General features: G+C 68.1%; 14 protein-coding genes. 6 read left to right on the forward strand and 8 right to left on the reverse strand.

The features are described 5' to 3' along the window. Window positions 1-19 precede the first annotated feature (19 nt). The 3 genes from ACLFA2_RS09015 to ACLFA2_RS09025 form a co-directional block, all read right to left on the reverse strand. Window positions 20-1,516 (reverse strand): ABC transporter substrate-binding protein, encoded by a 1,497-nt coding sequence (locus ACLFA2_RS09015; protein ID WP_167255009.1) that lies wholly within the window; start codon window positions 1,514-1,516, stop codon window positions 20-22. A 28-nt stretch (window positions 1,517-1,544) separates the two neighbouring features. Then, entirely contained in the window at window positions 1,545-2,240 is a 696-nt protein-coding gene (locus tag ACLFA2_RS09020; RefSeq protein WP_167255011.1) for a DUF1684 domain-containing protein, read from the reverse strand. 70 nt (window positions 2,241-2,310) lie between these two features. After that, window positions 2,311-3,222: a LysR family transcriptional regulator gene (locus ACLFA2_RS09025; RefSeq protein WP_029260792.1), complete on the reverse strand. Its 912-nt coding sequence runs from the start codon at window positions 3,220-3,222 to the stop codon at window positions 2,311-2,313. A 106-nt stretch (window positions 3,223-3,328) separates the two neighbouring features. Here ACLFA2_RS09025 and ACLFA2_RS09030 point away from each other — a divergent pair, with 106 nt between their 5' ends. Further along, on the forward strand, window positions 3,329-4,690 hold the full coding sequence (locus tag ACLFA2_RS09030; protein WP_426622425.1) for an MFS transporter: 1,362 nt from the start codon (window positions 3,329-3,331) through the stop codon (window positions 4,688-4,690). A gap of 18 nt (window positions 4,691-4,708) precedes the next feature. After that, a complete protein-coding gene (locus ACLFA2_RS09035; protein ID WP_029260791.1) occupies window positions 4,709-5,455 on the forward strand; it encodes a 3-hydroxybutyrate dehydrogenase in 747 nt (248 codons plus the stop codon). A gap of 9 nt (window positions 5,456-5,464) precedes the next feature. Here ACLFA2_RS09035 and ACLFA2_RS09040 read toward each other — a convergent pair whose 3' ends face one another. After that, entirely contained in the window at window positions 5,465-5,746 is a 282-nt protein-coding gene (locus ACLFA2_RS09040) for a DUF1905 domain-containing protein (protein ID WP_021201433.1), read from the reverse strand. Window positions 5,747-5,762: 16 nt separating this feature from the next. Continuing rightward, a complete protein-coding gene (locus tag ACLFA2_RS09045) occupies window positions 5,763-6,143 on the reverse strand; it encodes a DUF1761 domain-containing protein (RefSeq protein ID WP_021201434.1) in 381 nt (126 codons plus the stop codon). A 76-nt stretch (window positions 6,144-6,219) separates the two neighbouring features. On the opposite strand from ACLFA2_RS09045, the gene ACLFA2_RS09050 reads away from it, so the two are divergent. After that, entirely contained in the window at window positions 6,220-6,849 is a 630-nt protein-coding gene (locus tag ACLFA2_RS09050; RefSeq protein ID WP_021201435.1) for a TetR/AcrR family transcriptional regulator, read from the forward strand. 312 nt (window positions 6,850-7,161) lie between these two features. On the opposite strand, the gene ACLFA2_RS09055 is transcribed toward ACLFA2_RS09050, so the two are convergent. Then, entirely contained in the window at window positions 7,162-8,262 is a 1,101-nt protein-coding gene (locus ACLFA2_RS09055; RefSeq protein WP_426622426.1) for a hypothetical protein, read from the reverse strand. Continuing rightward, window positions 8,259-9,227 carry a hypothetical protein gene (locus ACLFA2_RS09060; protein WP_426622427.1) on the reverse strand — a complete coding sequence of 323 codons (969 nt, stop codon included), beginning with the start codon at window positions 9,225-9,227 and terminating at the stop codon, window positions 8,259-8,261. The genes ACLFA2_RS09055 and ACLFA2_RS09060 overlap by 4 nt, the downstream gene beginning before the upstream one ends. Window positions 9,228-9,307: 80 nt before the next feature. Here ACLFA2_RS09060 and ACLFA2_RS09065 point away from each other — a divergent pair, with 80 nt between their 5' ends. The 3 genes from ACLFA2_RS09065 to ACLFA2_RS09075 all read left to right on the forward strand — a co-directional run bounded on the left by ACLFA2_RS09065 (window position 9,308) and on the right by ACLFA2_RS09075 (window position 11,695). Further along, window positions 9,308-9,985 (forward strand): Pr6Pr family membrane protein, encoded by a 678-nt coding sequence (locus ACLFA2_RS09065; RefSeq protein ID WP_426622428.1) that lies wholly within the window; start codon window positions 9,308-9,310, stop codon window positions 9,983-9,985. A gap of 85 nt (window positions 9,986-10,070) precedes the next feature. Continuing rightward, window positions 10,071-11,084, forward strand: coding sequence for a hypothetical protein (locus tag ACLFA2_RS09070; RefSeq protein ID WP_426622429.1), 1,014 nt, complete (start codon window positions 10,071-10,073; stop codon window positions 11,082-11,084). Beyond that, a complete protein-coding gene (locus ACLFA2_RS09075; protein ID WP_426622430.1) occupies window positions 11,081-11,695 on the forward strand; it encodes a GNAT family N-acetyltransferase in 615 nt (204 codons plus the stop codon). The genes ACLFA2_RS09070 and ACLFA2_RS09075 overlap by 4 nt, the downstream gene beginning before the upstream one ends. A gap of 75 nt (window positions 11,696-11,770) precedes the next feature. On the opposite strand, the gene ACLFA2_RS09080 is transcribed toward ACLFA2_RS09075, so the two are convergent. Next, window positions 11,771-14,122: an arylsulfatase gene (locus ACLFA2_RS09080; protein ID WP_021201441.1), complete on the reverse strand. Its 2,352-nt coding sequence runs from the start codon at window positions 14,120-14,122 to the stop codon at window positions 11,771-11,773.

Here is a 14,122-nt window from a genome sequence, read left to right on the forward strand (position 1 = left end):
GCGGCATCCCCCACGAACGTCAGGACTTGACGATGTCGTAGGCGAAGAACTGCGAGTTCAGGCCGTTGACCGGGTACCCGCTGAGATCGCTGGAGGCGACCACGATCTGCGGGTACAGGTACAACCATACGCTCGCGGCATCCGCGGCGATCTTCTCGTTGACCTGCTTCAGCAGGGCCGTCTGCTCGTCGGTCGTTGCGGCCTGCTCGGCCTGGGCGACCCACTGCTGCACGTCGGTGTCGTTGTAGCCCCAGTAGAAGTCGGGGTTGCCGTACCAGACCACGTCGCGGTCGTTCACGTGCTCCTGCAGAGTGGCCTCGAAGTCCTGCTCCTTGAACACCTTCGTGTACCACTCGTCGGCGCTGATCGTGTTGATCTCGACCGTGATGCCGACCTGGGCGAGCTGCGACTGCAGGAACTCCGCCACGGCGGGGTGCGGGTCGTAGCTCGGGGTGTCGAGCGTGAACGTGAAGCCGTCGGCGTAGCCGGCCTGCGCGAGCAGATCCTTCGAGAGCTCGACGTCGTAGGGATTCACGGAGGTGAGGTCCTCGTACCAGGGGTCGGTCGGCGGCACCATCGACCCGATCAGCGTGCCGTAGTCGCCCCAGATCGACTCGAGGAGCTTCTTCGTGTCGATCGCGGAATAGACCGCCTTGCGCACGAGCGTGTTGTCGAAGGGGGCGACGCGGTCGTTGAAGGCGAGCAGCTCCTTCGTGGTCGAGGTGCCCTCGCTCACGACGTAGTCGTCGGAGTCGAACTGCGTGAGCGAGTCGGGGTTCTGCACACTGGTGATGACGTCGATCTCACCCGTGAGGAGTGCGTTGTTCTCCGCCGTCGCGTCGGTGAAGTACGTGTAGACGACCTCGCCGTTCTTGGCAGGCTCGCCCCAGTAGTCGTCCCAGCGCTGGAGGGTGAGGGTCGAGCCCTTCTTCCACTCGTCCAGCGTGTACGGGCCGGTGCCGTCTTCGGACGACGTGATGTCGCCGGCCTCGTCGTTCACGATCCAGACGTAGCTGAGGTTGTACAGGAACGAGATCGAGCGCTCCGACAGCGTGAACACGACCGTCTTGTCATCGGGGGTGGCGATGTCGGCGATGGTCTTGAAGCTCGACTTGCGGGCGGACACGGAGTCTTCGGCGGTGACGGCCTCGATGCTCGACTTCACGTCGGCGGAGGTGAGCGGGTCGCCCGAGTGGAAGGTCACGTCGTCGCGCAGCGTGATCGTGTAGGTCAGGCCGTCGTCGGACACCTCGGCGTCTTCGGCGAGGAGCGGTTCGACCTCGCCGTCGTCCGTGAGCCGGTACAGGCCCTCGTAGACGTTGCCGGTCAGCGCCTCGGTCACACCCTGGCCGCCGCCCTGCGTGTTGCTGAGGTTGGTGGGCTCGTACAGCGACCCGATGAGGATCGTGGCGTCTTCGCTCGCGGTGGCGTCGTTGCTCGTGCCCGACGCGCAGCCGGCCACGAGGGCGAGCGTGGCGACGGCGCCGAGCGCGCCGAGGATGCGGGTTCTTCTCATGAGTACTCCAGGGTGAGCGAGTGCGGCGTCAGGCCGCGTAGATGTCGAAGCCGTCGCGGAACACGACGTTCTTCTCGCCTGCTCGGATAGGCAGGGGGAAGCGGTTGGATGCCGGCGGCAGCGGGCAGTTGTACTGGGCGCTGAATCCGCACGGCGGCACGAAGGCGCGGTTGAAGTCGAGGACGACGGAGCCCTCGTCGTCGCGCAGCTGCACGAACAGGAAGCGACCGGATCCGTAGGTCTCCGAGCCGTTCGTCTCGTCGCCGAACACGAGCAGCAGCGTGCCGCCGTCGTCGAACGCGGCGAGGGTGTACTCGTGGCCGTCGAGCTCGAGGCGGATGTCGCCGGGGACGACCAGGTCGCGCGTGCCGCCGTTGTCGCGGATGTGCTCGAACGACACGCGTCGATCACCGGAGACCGGGGTGAAGTGTCCCTCGAGCACCCACGCCGGGTCGTAATCGTAGGTGTCGATGCGGTCGAAGGCGCGGATGGCGGGGGCGTCGGCATCCCAGACGCGCAGCCCGTGCTCCGCCTGACCCGTCTCGATGTTCGTGCGCTCGATCGGCGTCACGGTCACTGTGCCGGCCGCGGCGCGCTGTTCGGCATCGACATCGGGGCGCTCACCGGTCCAGCGGGTCTCGATCAGGGCGAGGTTGCCGGTCGGCGACGTGACGGCGGCGCGGCGCTCGGCCTGCCAGTGGGTGTGTTCTTCGCGTTCAGACATCGCTTTCAATTCTCTTGCATGCAGAAGGGGGCGGGGTCGGGTTCGTCACCCGGGGTCACACAGGCGGTGCTCAGTCGCTCGCGCCGTCGAGCATCGCCCTCGACGCGCGCGTCTGCGCGCGCAGAGCTGCGGCCAGAGCGGAGACGGCGGGCAGGCGCAGCGACTCGGGACGAGCGACCAGGTAGTAGGGGAGCTTCTCGGCGAACACCGAGGGCAGCAGCCGCACGAGGTCGTGGTGGCGGTCTGCCGCGAAACAGGGGAGGAGGCCGATGCCGGCGCCTGCTCGCGTGGCCTCGACATGCACGAAGACGTTGGTGGAGGTCAGGCCGTCCTGCATGCGCGGCACGAGTCGGCGAGGCAGGTCGAGGGCATCGACCTGCAGCATCGAATCGACGAAGTACACCAGCTGGTGCTGCTCCAACTCGGCAGCGGTGCTCGGCGTTCCGACCCGATCGAGGTAGTCGCGGGACGCGTACATTCCCAGCGTGTAGGTGCCGAGCTTCACGGCGTGCGCACGACGCGTCTGCGGCACCCCCACCACGACCTCGAGATCGAGACCGGCGCGATGCTCGGCGGCGCGCCGGGTCGCCGCGACGATCTCGACCGTGAGTCGCGGATGGTCCCTGCGCAGCGCGGCGACCGCGGGGGCCGCGATGTAGGCGCTGAACCCGTCTGTCGCCGACATGCGGACGACGCCGGAGATCGGATCCGGCGGTTCGGTGCCGCCGTCGAGCTGCGACAGCGCCGCTTCGATCCGGCCTCCCGTCTCTGCGGCGGACCGGCCGAGGTCGGTCAACTCCCACCCCGTCGCCGACTGTGCGACCACGCGTCCGCCGAGCACGTCCTCGAGGGCGGCGATACGGCGGGCGACGGTCGTGTGATCGAGTCCCAGATGCGCGGCGGCACTCGTGTAGCGTCCGGTGCGCGCGACCGCGAGGAGCACGAGAAGGTCGTCGGCGCGAGGCCGCTTGACAGCATCCATTCTGCAATTATGCACAGTCGATGTGCAGCACTGGGCGTTGTTGCAGAGACCGCCGTGCTCGACACTGGGACGCGGGTGTCACCGGCGACACCCGAAGGAGACAGACATGACATCCTCAGTGAGCGCGGCCCCCACCGCCCCCTCCGCCCCGAACTCGAAGCTGAAGCGGGTCGTCGCGGCCTCCATGGCCGGCACGGTCGTGGAGTGGTACGAGTTCTTCCTCTACGCCACCGCGGCCAGCCTGGTGTTCGGCACCTACTTCTTCCCCGCAACCGGTTCTCCCCTCGACGGGATCATCGCGGCCTTCGTCACCTACGCGATCGGATTCATCGCGCGTCCGCTCGGCGGCATCGTCTTCAGGCAGATCGGCGACCGGTTCGGCCGCAAGCCCACCCTGCAGGCGACGATCATCATCGTCGGCGCAGCGACGTTCCTGATGGGGTGCCTCCCCGGGTTCCAGAGCATCGGCTACTGGGCGCCCGCCCTGCTGGTGGCGCTGCGCTTCCTCCAGGGCTTCGCCGTGGGCGGGGAGTGGGGCGGCGCCGTGCTGCTGGTCGCCGAGCAGAGCCCCGACCGCTCGCGTTCGTTCTGGTCGAGCTGGCCCCAGGCCGCCGTGCCCGTGGGGAACCTGCTCGCCACCCTCGTGCTGCTCGTGAGCTCATGGGTGATGAGCTCGGCCGCCTTCCTCGAATGGGGCTGGCGCATCGCCTTCTGGTTGTCGGCGGTGATCGTGCTGGTCGGCTTCTACATCCGCCGTCACGTCGAAGAGGCGCCGATCTTCCTCGAGGCCAAGGCGCAGGTCGAGGCGGAGAAGGCCACGTCGTACGGTGTCGTCGAGGTGCTGCGCCGCTATCCGAAGGGCATCCTGCAGGCGATGGGCATCCGCTTCGCCGAGAACATCGTCTACTACATCGTCGTCAGCTTCACGATCGTCTACCTGAAGACGGTGCACGAATACGACACGAGTCAGTTGCTGCTCGCGTTGCTCATCGCGCACGTCGTGCACTTCGCGATCATCCCGCAGCTGGGGCGTCTCGCCGACCGGTGGGGGCGTAAGCCCGTCTACCTCACCGGCGCGATCCTCAGCGCGACCTGGGCGTTCTTCGCCTTCCCGATGTTCGACACCCTCAACCCGGTCCTCATCGTGCTGGCCGTGACCATCGGGCTCTGCTTCCACGCCTTCATGTACGCCCCGCAGCCGGCGGTGATGGCGGAACTGTTCCCCACGCGGATGCGGTACTCGGGCGTCTCCCTCGGCTCCCAGGTCACCGCGATCCTCGCCGGCTCGCTCGCCCCGATTCTCGCGATCCAGTGGTTGCGCGACTTCGGATCCTGGTTGCCGATCGCGATCTACATCGTCATCGCCTGCGTCGTGACCGCCATCGCCGTGGTGTCGTTGCGCGAGACGAAGGGCATCTCGCTGCAGGCCATCGATGACGCCGATGCCGCCCGTGCGGCCGCGGCCTGATATGCGAAGGAGTACGACATGACCGATCTGCACGGACGCAGGGCGCTCGTCACGGGTGGGGCGAGCGGCATCGGGGCGGCCTGCGCCCGTGAGCTCGCTTCGGCGGGCGCCCGGGTCACGGTCGCCGATGTCGACCGTGCGTCCGCGGAGGCGCTCGCGGCGGAGATCGGCGGAGAGGCGTGGCACGTTGACCTCTCCGACCTCGGGGCGCTGGCCGATGCCCGCATCGACGTCGACATCCTCGTCAACAATGCGGGAGTGCAGCACGTGAGCCCGATCGAGGACTTCGCGCCGGAGCGGTTCTCCTTCATCCTGCGGCTCATGCTCGAGGCGCCGTTCCTGCTCATCCGGGCCGCCCTCCCCGGAATGTACGACCGGGGCTTCGGGCGGGTGATCAACGTGTCGAGCGTGCACGGCTTGCGCGCCTCCGCCTACAAAGCGGCGTACGTCGCAGCGAAGCACGGCTTGGAGGGGCTGTCGAAGGTGACGGCACTGGAGGGCGGGCCCCGAGGTGTGACGAGCAACTGCATCGACCCGGGCTACGTGCGCACGCCCCTCGTCGAGAAGCAGATCGCCGATCAGGCCCGCGTGCACGGGATCCCCGAGGAAGAGGTCCTCGCGACCGTGATGCTCACCGAGTCCGCCATCAAGAGGCTCGTCGAGCCGAGCGAGGTCGCCTCGCTCGCGCTGTGGCTCGCCGGTGACTCCGCGGGGATGGTCACCGGGGCCAGCTACACGATCGACGGCGGCTGGTCGGCCCGCTGAGGGCGTGCTTCAGCCGTTGAGGCGCTCGGTGAGATGCACGGTCACCTCGTCGCCGTCGCCCTTTCCGATGCGCGTGCGGATGGGGGCGGCGACCGGGAGCTTGTGGGTGCCGTCGCCGAGCGCCATGAAGGCGCCGCGGAAGGGCTCGCCGTCGATGGTGCCCGCGACCTTGACGAGTCCTCGTGTGCCGAAGATGGTCGCGGAGTCGTCCAGCTGCACGCAGGTCCAGGTGTCGCCTTCGCGAACCTTTCCGAGGGTGGCCGTGAATGTGATGTCGAGGGGGCTGCTCATGTGCCTCTCCTTTCGGTCAGACGAACGATCCGACGATCGCTCCGATGATGACGAGCTTGAGGATCCAGTCGAGCAGGTGCACGCCCGCTGCCGGCAGCGCGGTGTTCTCGTGCACGACGCCGCCCATGAGCAGGACGAGAGGGAGTGTGCACAGCGCCAGTCCGAGGAGCGACCCGGAACCGGCGCCGTGCCAGCCGGCTGCGATCATCAGCCCGGCCACGAGGCAGGAGACGATGAGGCTGCGCAGGACCACCGATGCCATCTGTGCGGCGGCGGGGAGGCCGGGTCGAGGAGTGCTCGTCCGAGAGATGAGCGCCGAGACCGGGGGCACGGCGTAGAGCAGAGCGCTCGCGATGAACGATGCCACCGTGGCGAGGACGATTGCCGGAACGATCATGTCGGCCTCCTTTAGTACTTGTTGGTACTCAAAGTATGCCCGACAGGGGAAACTGTCAAGTACTAAACTGAACGACATGACCGCGATGACTCGAACGCCTGGACGTCCGGCCGGTCGCACGGGCGAAGCGCTGCTCGATACCGCCCGTGATGTCTTCCTCGAGTTCGGATACGCGGGGGCATCGATGGACGAGGTCGCCAAGCGCGCCCGCATCTCGAAGGCGTCCCTCTATCGGGAGCATGCGTCGAAGTCGGCGCTGTATGCCGCCGTCGTCCGGCATTGGGCGCTCGCCGGCCGTGATGCCATGAGACCGGCTCTCGAAGCGGTGAGGGCGCATCCCGACCTGAGGGAGGGGCTCGTCGCACTCGGCGAGACGATGCGGGCCGGGATGCTGAGCGCGCCGGTGGTGGCGATGCGTCGACTGGTCATCGCCGAGGCGGCCGCGCATCCGGAGGTCGCGAGGGACTACCTGGCGCAGAGCTGGGACGCGAACATCCGCAATCTCGCAGACGCGATGATCGATCTCTCCGACGCGCACGGCCTGACCGTCGACGACGCCGACGCACTCGCGAGCGAGTTCACTTGGCTGGTCGTGGGCGCACCTTTGAACGCCGGCCTCTTGGGTGTGGAGACAGGTGAGCCACCGGTGGCCAGAGCCGTCGATCTGTTCTTGGCGGGCTACCTCCCTCGCGAGGACCGCGGGTAAGCAAGCGCATTCGCCCGAATGGATGCAACGGGTTGCAACCTCGCCCGGTATACCATTTGGCCATACGCCCAGCAGCGTCAGTCCCCAGCTGACCGTGGGCGGGGCGGCTCAGCCGTCATGCGGAGGGAGAGTGGATCTCTTTTCGATCCCGAGGGGGGATGGGGTGGGAGCTCGGTCCCCAGCCGGCACCCACCCCCACACTCGGCCCTCCGCCTCTCTCCGCCCGTCGGCTCAGCCCGGCTCGTTCCGTCGGCTCGGTTCCGTCGGCCTCTGTTCCGTCGGCCTCCGTTCGGTCGGCTCCGTGGAATGGGTTCAGTACAGTCGGCTGACGATCCAGAAGCCGATGACCGCGATCACGATGACGACCGGCACCCAGGTGCCGCCGCGCTTGAGCCGTCGGCCCTGCGGCGCGACGCCGGGAGGCGGGGTGAGCAGCCCGGCCGGGGGAGCGAACGGCAATGAGGGAGTCGGCGCCGGAGCCGAGGCGAGCGATCCGGTCTCGGCCACGAGCCGCTCATCGCGCCACCGCGTCCATTGATCGAACTTCGTCAGCAGGGCTCCGACGGTGCCGAAGAGCCAGGCCCAGGTGGCGGGATCGAGGCTCGAGACCTTCCGTTGCGTGTAGAGGAACAGCCAGTCGTCGACGATCTCCACGTCGAGCTCGGCGGCGTTGTCGATGAACCTCGCCATGATGTCTGGCGTGAAGAGATAGAGGGCATCGCGTTCGTACCCCTCAGGGCAATAGAGCGTGAAGTGCCGATCGAAGTCGCCCTCGAGGGACAGGCGCTGGCTTCGCTGGAACGATGCCGGCAGGTTCGAGCCGAAGCCGTTGTTGCCCGTGGCGTCGAGCACGATGTTCGGCAGCGGCACGTCGAGCTTCACGGCCACGTATCCCCACCGGTAGGTCGTGGAGTTCTTTCCCGACTGCACCGTGTACTGGTAGTTGCCGAACTCGACGAAGCGCGGGCGGGTGCCGCGGATCAGATCGGTGGACTGCCGTGCGCGGCCGAGATGGAAGATCATGCCGGGCAGGGGTGGGTCGGCGACCTTCGGCTCGTAGGTCATTCCGTTCGCCTGGGCGAAGCTGTGCAGTCGATATCGCCGGGCCTGCGCGTTGCGCACGCCCAACCAGATCATCACTCCCACCGCTGCGAGGAGGAGCACGATCAGCACGAGGGGGATCGCCGCGGCGGCGGGCGAGTCGCCGAAGGACGCCAGACTCAGGGTGACGCCGACGAGGAGCGGGAGCATCACGACCGCGAAGATCGCTGCCGCGACGATGCCGATGACCGTGGACGCCGTCACGCCGCCCGTCGGTCGCGAACGGAGTTCTGCGGCGAAGGCGCGCACCGCAGCGGGATCCACCGCATCGGTGAGCGGGCGCGCGTCGAAGGGCGGCTGCGGGGAGGTCACCGGTTCACCGCATCGGCGTCCCACGTGAGGGCCGCCCCCTCCGGAAGAGGGAGCGCCTCCAGCTGCTCGTCCGCGCAGAGCGCCTCGATCAGGGCAGACGAGCCGGCCACGATCGTCGAGTCGTAGTCGACCTCGCTCACCATCACCCAGGCACGATCCTCGGGCCAGAGGATGCTCGGGCTCTGGCCCGATGGCGGGAATCCGTGCTCCTCGGCGGGGAGATCGCGCCACGGCACGTGCAGCACCCACTCCGGGTCGGCGAATGCGCGCGGCGGAGCGGAGAACAGCACGTGGTCGCGCCCCGGCAGATCGAGCCGAGGCCCCTCCGAGATCTCCCGCGAGAGGATGCCCTCTTGCCAGGTGGGCCGACGGAAGACGTTGTTGAACGGGTCGTGCGCGCTGCGCTCGAGCAGCGCCTGATGGTTCGGATCGTCGGTGAAGGTCAGGAAGGAGCGGGAGGGTGTGACACCGAAGAAGCCCAGCAGCCCCCCTCGCCCCTCCCAGAGCGCGGCGAAGCCCGCATCCGGGGTCTGAGTGTGGTCCACGAGGTGAGCGGCGATGGCCGCCAGAAGGGTCGGATCGAGCTCACCCTCCATCGGGGCGGTGAACTCGCGACCGTCCGGGGCGATCCGCGTGCGCCAGTCGCCGTCGGGCGGGGTGCGCACGATCCGCTGCCATTGCGCGAGCGGATGCAGGACCGTGCCGAACGCCGCGGCGGTCTGCGCCCAGGAGACGGGCTCGTCGACGAACTCGGCCATGAGCGCGCGCTGCTCGGGCTCTGGCATGCGCACCAGCTCGTCAGCCGTCGGGATCGTCCGGCCGGGCAGCGACCGGGCGATCGCCGGATGGAAGATGCGTGCGTACGCAGGGAAACCACGGGGCACCACCCCGTGCATGGTCTCGTAGTCTGCGTCGAGCCGCTCGCGCAGCCACGCTCCCGCCGAGGGATCGGACATCCACTCCATGCCCCCACGCTACCCGGCACATCGCGGCGCGCAGTGTCGGCGGACACCGGGCGTGCAGAGAGCGGCTCTAGGCTGACGGCGTGGAGACCGGGAGAGGGACCGTCGCACCGCGGTCCTCAGCCGCGCCGCGGCCCGCTCTCGCGTGGGAGCTCGCCCGCATTCTGATCGGCATCGCGGTCGTCGGGATCCTCGTGTACGCCTATGCCCTGCGCATCGCCGTCGGAGACGTGAATCCGCTCGACTACTTCGGGTACTTCACGAATCAGACCAGTCTGATCGCGGCGGGCGTCCTGATCAGCACCGGATTCCTCGGTGTGAGCGGCCGACGGTCTCCGTCCTGGCTCACCCTGCTGCGCGGCCTCGTGACCGCGTACCTGATCATCGTCGGCGTGATCTACAACGTGCTCGTCCCGGGCACCGGCTCGGCGCCGCCCTGGGTGAGCGTCGTCCTGCACGTCGTCTTCCCCGTGGTCGTCATGCTCGACTGGCTGCTGGTCGGCGATCACCCGCGCCTGCCGTGGCGCCTGCTGTGGTTGCTGTTGCCGTACCCCGTGATGTGGCTGATCGTGGTGCTCCTGCGTGGCGTGACGGACGGGTGGGTTCCGTACGGTTTCCTGCTCCCGGAGCGGGGCCCGCTGTCGCTGCTGCTCCACATCGTCGTCCTGCTCGCCGCCGTTCTGCTCGCCGGAGTCCTGGTCTGGTCCGCCAGCCGATTCCGCGGCGTGTGGAGCGCCGGTCGTCGCATCGACCGCACCTGATCCGACCCGGTGCTGTGCTGTCCCGGGCCGGGCACTACGGTAGGAACCGCGTCACGCGAGCCGATGGTGGTGGGGGAGAGTCCGAATGCTGAATCAGGCCGAAGCGGTGTCCGGCGAGAGGGTCTTCCGCAGGCACCCGCTCCGCTCGGCCGTCGGGGCGATCATGCTCTCGGTGGTGCTCTCTGCGGCGACGCTCTTCCTTCTCCCGAGGTTCCTGCCCGCCACCATGAAGATCTCGACCCGCGGCGTCGTGGTGCTCGTGGTCGCGATCGCGCTGACCATCGCCGTGTTCGCCGGCTTCTTCTGGTTCCGCAACATCCGGATCGTGGTGCGTCCCCAGGAGGTCGAGATCGGCAAGGCGGGCAGTCGTGAGACGTTCGCACGGGCGACGACCGCCTTCCGCGCGAAGATCACCGAGCACCGCACGAACGGACTCCCCAGCGGCACCACGCGTGCGTTGATCGTTCACAGCGGCGACCGGGAGATCACGATCGAGCTCCCCGGCTATTCGAGGCCGATGTTCAACGAGCTGATGGCGACGCTCAATCCGATCGCGCAGCCGGTGTTCGACGATCCCGTCGCCGCCGCGCGCGCCGGGGCCCAGCTGCCGACGCAGTTCGCGATCGACGGCGGGGGCGAGCGGCGCCTGGCGACGCGGATCACCATCGCCGCTGTCGGGCTGCTCGTCATCGCTATCGCTGTCGGGCTGCTCGTGGCGGTGCCCGGTTTCGTCGAGAGCGAGCTCTCGGCCCTCATCCTGCTCGCCCCGTTCGCGGCGCTCGCCGCCATCGGGTTCGGGATCGGGGCCGTGCAGCGACGACGCCTGGTGCGGTCGATTCCCGCCCACGTCTCCGTCGACGGTCAGGGCATCCGCATCGACGGCGTCGACACCCCCTACTCGCAGCTCACCCGCATCTGGCTGACTCCGCCCGCGTACCCGGTCAAGCGCCTCCGCCTCGAACGCGCCGGCGGCAAGGCCACGACGCACCTGCTCGCTTCCTCGCTCGTGGGCATCACGCCGGACTACGGCGATCTCCTCCTGGCGGTACGTGCCAGGACGGCGCATCTGCCCGGCCTGCTCTCCCTGGATCTCGAGTGACGGCGCCGGAGCAGGGGTCGGTGCCGGTGCAGGAGCCGGCGAGGTTCGCCCCCGAGTACCCGATCCGCACGGAGCGGCTGCTCCTGCGCCCGATCGCCACCGCCGATGCCGTCGCGATGCACGTGTACAAGTCGGATCCGGATGCCGTGCGATACGTGCCGTATCCACCGCTGGAGCTGGCCGACGTCGAACGGCGCATCGCCACCACCTGGTCGAACACGCGGTTCACGAAGGAAGGCGACGCTGTCTCCCTCGCCGTCGAGGAGTGTGCGTCCGGAGCCCTGGTCGGCGACGTGGTGCTGTTCTGGCGCAGCGAGAACGACCGATCCGGCGAGGTCGGATACATCTTCGACCCGCGGGCCACAGGCCGGGGCTACGCGACCGAGGCGGTCGATGCGCTCCTCGCCCTCGGTTTCGACGGCCTGGGCCTGCATCGCATCGTCGCGCGGCTCGATGAGCGCAACACGTCATCCGCACGCGTCGCCGAAAGGCTCGGCTTCCGACGCGAAGCGCGGTTCGTGGAGAGCGAGTGGTTCAAGGACGAGTGGACGACCCTGCTCGTCTACGCCCTCCTCGGCGACGAATGGCGCGAACGCCGTGGGCGGAGGTAGCGGGCGGAGATAGCGGGCGGAGATGACCGGGACGGCGTGCGATCACTGATCGCACGCCGTCCCGAAGCCCTCCCGCTACTGCTTGAGCATCGCGACGGCGAGCTTGTGCGAGTCGTCGATCAGATGGGAGTGGTCGTCGTCTCCGAGATCGATGCGCACCCACTCGAGCGTGCCGGTGAAGCCGTTGCCTGCTGCCGGGTAGTCGGGGGACACGGGGGAGGCCAGGTCGCAGCCGACGTCGACGGTCTCGTCAAAGGTGAACTGGAACGGGATCGTCTTGTGCACGCGCCCTTCGCCGATCTTGTCGTCGCCCGCGTAGAGGGTGACGGTGCCGCCCTTGGCGAGTCCGCCGCCGTCATAGGCGAAGTGCGCCCGCAGCTCCTGCTCGCCGGCAGGGATCGGATCGTCGGAGCGAATGATGTCGACGTCGATTCCGAGCAGGTTGTAGGCGAACGCGAGGCGTCCGTCCTTCGTGTAGAACGACCAGCCGCCGTACGCCCCTCCCTGCGCGATGAGCACGCCGTCGACTCCGGATTCGGGCACCGCCACGCGGGCGGTCACGGTCCACGACTTGTTCTTGATGTTGATGGTGGTGTTCTCGCTGAGGCGCTTCATGCCCGGGTAGAACTTCTGGGTGTCGCTCATCGAGAGCACCGGCCGACCGGCGAGGTCGGGGTTGAACCGCTCGGCAGTGCGGATGTCGAGGGGAAGCACGTTGAAGCGCGCTGCCTGGATGAGGAAGAGCTGCTGCAGGTGGGCGAGCCGCTCCGGTTCCTGGTCGGCGAGGTCGTGGGACTGGGTCCAGTCCTCGTCGACGTTGTAGAGCTCCCATCGGTCGTCATCGAGTCCGTGGTCCGATCCGAGCCACGGATCCTTGTGCTTCGCGACCGCCGTCCACCCCTTGTGATAGATCGCGCGGTTGCCGACCATCTCGAAGTACTGCGTGATGTGGCGCTCCTCGGCCTCCGCGTCCGCGAATGTGTAGTTCATCGGGGTCCCCTCGTAGGGGCGCTGCGTCACACCGTTCACGCTCGTCGGTTCGGGGATGCCCGCGGCTTCGAGCACCGTCGGGGCGACATCGATCACGTGCGAGAACTGGTTGCGGATGCCGCCCTTCTCCACGCCTCCATTCGGCCAGCTGACGATCGTGCCGTTGCGGGTGCCGCCCCAGTGGCTGGCGACCTGCTTGGTCCACTGATACGGGGTGTCCATGGCGTGGGCCCAGCCCACCGCGTAGTGGTTGTACGAGCTCGGGGTGCCGATGTCGTCGATGTGGTCGGCCACATACTGCTCGGTCTCGACATCGTTCATGTGGTTGATCGTGAAGCCCTCGTTGGTCGTGCCGTGCATCGACCCCTCGGCGCTCGCGCCGTTGTCGCCGATGATCACGTAGACGAGGGTGTCGTCGAGGATGCCGAGCTCTTCATAGGCGTCGAGCAGGCGACCGACGTGATGGTCGGCGTAGGCGAGGAAGCCGGCGTACACCTCCATCTGTCGGGCCAGGGCGGGCTTGATCAGGTCGCTCATCTCGTCCCATGCGGGGATGCCGGGGCTGCGGTCGGTGAGCACGGCGTCGGCCGGGATGACACCGAGCTCGAGCTGGCGGGCGAAGGTCTCCTTGCGGATCTCGTCCCATCCCTGATCGAACTGCCCCTTGTACTTGTCGGCCCACTCGGCGGGCACATGGTGCGGGGCGTGCGTCGCGCCCGGGGCGAAGTAGGTGAACGACGGCACATCGGGGGCCAGCATCTTCTGCTCGCGCGTCCAGCCGATCGCCTTGTCGGTCATGTCGCCCATGAAGTGATAGCCCTGCTCGGGTGTGCCCCACGGCTCGACGGGCGTGGTGTTCTCGTAGATCGCCGGATACCACTGGTTGGTCTCGCCGCCGATGAAGCCGTAGAAGTACTCGAAGCCGTTGCCCGGGGTGGGCCAGCCGTCGAACGGTCCGATCGCGCTCGCCTGCCACACCGGCACCTCGTGGCACTTGCCGAACTGGGCGGTGTTGTAGCCGTTGAGCTTGAGGGTCTCGGCCAGCGGCGCGCAGCTGTTGGGGCGCAGGGAGTTGTAGCCGGGGGCCGATGTCGCGATCTCGGTGATGCCGCCCATGCCGACGGTGTGGTGATTGCGTCCGCTGAGCAGAGCGGCACGGGTCGGCGAGCACAGGGCCGTGGTGTGGAAGCGGGTGTACTTGAGCCCTGCGGCGGCCACACGCTCGAAGTTCGGGGTGTGGATCGGACCGCCGAAGGCACTGGACGCGCCGAAGCCGACGTCGTCGATGAGCACCACGAGGACGTTCGGGGCATCTTTCGGCGGGCGCACGGGCGTGATCGGCGGGAAGGACGTGTCCGGGTCGGTCGCGTCGTAGGTGACCGTGCCCGTGTAGGCCAGATCGGGGATCGGAAGACTGGAACGCTGGGGTTCGGACAT

Source organism: Microbacterium sp. As-52, assembly GCF_049949185.1.
In the GTDB taxonomy this organism is placed as follows: domain Bacteria; phylum Actinomycetota; class Actinomycetes; order Actinomycetales; family Microbacteriaceae; genus Microbacterium; species Microbacterium maritypicum_A.

Excerpts from the sequence above, each read along its gene's own strand:
- ACLFA2_RS09015 (WP_167255009.1), bottom strand. The coding sequence starts at position 1,516 with ATGAGAAGAACCCGCATCCTCGGCGCGCTCGGCGCCGTCGCCACGCTC.
- ACLFA2_RS09020 (WP_167255011.1), bottom strand. The coding sequence starts at position 2,240 with ATGTCTGAACGCGAAGAACACACCCACTGGCAGGCCGAGCGCCGCGCC.
- ACLFA2_RS09025 (WP_029260792.1), bottom strand. The coding sequence starts at position 3,222 with ATGGATGCTGTCAAGCGGCCTCGCGCCGACGACCTTCTCGTGCTCCTC.
- ACLFA2_RS09030 (WP_426622425.1), top strand. The coding sequence starts at position 3,329 with ATGACATCCTCAGTGAGCGCGGCCCCCACCGCCCCCTCCGCCCCGAAC.
- ACLFA2_RS09035 (WP_029260791.1), top strand. The coding sequence starts at position 4,709 with ATGACCGATCTGCACGGACGCAGGGCGCTCGTCACGGGTGGGGCGAGC.
- ACLFA2_RS09040 (WP_021201433.1), bottom strand. The coding sequence starts at position 5,746 with ATGAGCAGCCCCCTCGACATCACATTCACGGCCACCCTCGGAAAGGTT.
- ACLFA2_RS09045 (WP_021201434.1), bottom strand. The coding sequence starts at position 6,143 with ATGATCGTTCCGGCAATCGTCCTCGCCACGGTGGCATCGTTCATCGCG.
- ACLFA2_RS09050 (WP_021201435.1), top strand. The coding sequence starts at position 6,220 with ATGACCGCGATGACTCGAACGCCTGGACGTCCGGCCGGTCGCACGGGC.
- ACLFA2_RS09060 (WP_426622427.1), bottom strand. The coding sequence starts at position 9,227 with ATGGAGTGGATGTCCGATCCCTCGGCGGGAGCGTGGCTGCGCGAGCGG.
- ACLFA2_RS09070 (WP_426622429.1), top strand. The coding sequence starts at position 10,071 with ATGCTGAATCAGGCCGAAGCGGTGTCCGGCGAGAGGGTCTTCCGCAGG.
- ACLFA2_RS09080 (WP_021201441.1), bottom strand. The coding sequence starts at position 14,122 with ATGTCCGAACCCCAGCGTTCCAGTCTTCCGATCCCCGATCTGGCCTAC.